This window comes from Streptomyces sp. CO7, assembly GCF_053474865.1.
In genome coordinates this window covers 205,290-206,663 of record NZ_JBRIOU010000001.1, presented here as the reverse complement: position 1 = coordinate 206,663, position 1,374 = coordinate 205,290, and the positions used below count along the sequence as shown (strand labels likewise).

2 protein-coding genes are annotated in these 1,374 nt (G+C 74.1%); one reads left to right on the top strand and one right to left on the bottom strand.

Translation table 11 applies throughout. The features are described 5' to 3' along the window. Nucleotides 1-45: 45 nt before the first annotated feature. Nucleotides 46-465 (bottom strand): hypothetical protein, encoded by a 420-nt coding sequence (locus tag ACOV8S_RS00955; RefSeq protein ID WP_448315360.1) that lies wholly within the window; start codon nt 463-465, stop codon nt 46-48. A gap of 423 nt (nt 466-888) precedes the next feature. Between ACOV8S_RS00955 and ACOV8S_RS00950 the strand changes: the two genes are divergently transcribed. Next, the gene (locus tag ACOV8S_RS00950) at nt 889-1,353 is read left to right on the top strand and encodes a hypothetical protein (RefSeq protein ID WP_448315359.1); all 465 of its coding nucleotides are present in this window, start codon (nt 889-891) and stop codon (nt 1,351-1,353) included. Nucleotides 1,354-1,374: the final 21 nt, after the last annotated feature.

Below are 1,374 nucleotides of genomic sequence, written 5' to 3'. Positions count from 1 at the left end.
GGCAGCGCGGCAGCCCGGCCGGCCGCGTGAGCTGGGACCGCCGGGTCAGTGCGGCAGGGGGCAGCCGTCGTCCCGCAGGTGCAGGCGGCGCAGGTCCTGGAGCGGGCCCGCCGGGAAGGGGTGCAGCACCCACCTCGCGCGGTAGCCGGCCTCGCCGTGCTCGGCGAGCACGCCCTGCGCCGCGTCCAGCACGGCGTGCGCGAACACCTTCCGCGGGTGGGCCGACCGCCACAGCACCGTGCCCTCGGCGTCCGGAAGGGCCGGAACGACGCCCACGTCGGGGAACCGGTAGACGGTGACGTCCACCTCGTCCTCCGCGGCCGCCTCACCGCCCCGGACCACCCAGCGCAGCTCCTGCGGCTCGGCGTCGAAGAAGAACCGCGCCGTGCGCCGCTCCCCGTACCCCCCGTACAGCAGACCGGCCGCGGAGACGAGGTCCGCCAGCGCGTCCGTGCCGTAACTCACCGTGAGTGAGGTCCGCCGCGATCCCTCGGCCAGATGGCACCTGGCCCAACCGTGCTTCCGTAGTTCCCACGTGAGCTGGAAGGCGCCCGTTGACGCCTGATCGACCGGCACGAGGAGCAGGTTAGTGGCAGTGATCCGGCGCAGCCAGGGGCCGGTCACGACGGGATGCGGACCGCGCGTTCCGGTCCGCCGCACCCCGTCGCCCACGGCCACGCCCGACCACGCTGCGTGTACGGCCGTCGACGGAGAGGCCGGGCCCGAGTTGCACCCGGCATGCGCCGGTGCTGGTCTGGAAGTGGCAGGACGCCCACGGCACTTCGCCGGCACGCGCGGGAGGCGGGTGTCCCCGGCAGCCACCCGCAACGGCAGCCACCCGCAACGGCAGCTCCCCGCAACGGCAGCTCCCCGCAACGGAGGCCGACGATGACCCAGGCCGCTCCCCACCGCAGCCGGCCGCGCAGGCTCCTGACCCTCCTGGTGACGACGGCCCTGCTGCTCCCCGTCTCCGTGACGGTGACGCTCACCGCGGCAGGCCCGGCCTCCGCCTCGTGCGCCGCGAGCCCGTTCGCGGGCCGGTGGCGGTCGCCCGACCCCCGGCTCAGCCGCATCGACATCTGGCACGGCGAGGACTGCCAGCTCTACGCCAAGGCGTGGTCCCGCTGCGAGCACGACGCGTCGCGCAACTGCAGCTGGGGCTCACGCGGCAAGGCCCTCCAGGGAGGCGGGGGTCCGTCGTTCCGGTTCTTCTACTACAACTGGAGTGACGCCGACGAGGTCCTCCAGCTGAGGCTGCGGGACGGGTCCCACATATCGGTCTGGGACCACGTCGACTACCACTCCGGCGCCGACGACAGCTACACCGTGCCGATGACGAAGTCCGCCACCTGAGGCGCCCCGGTCGCGCCGGAC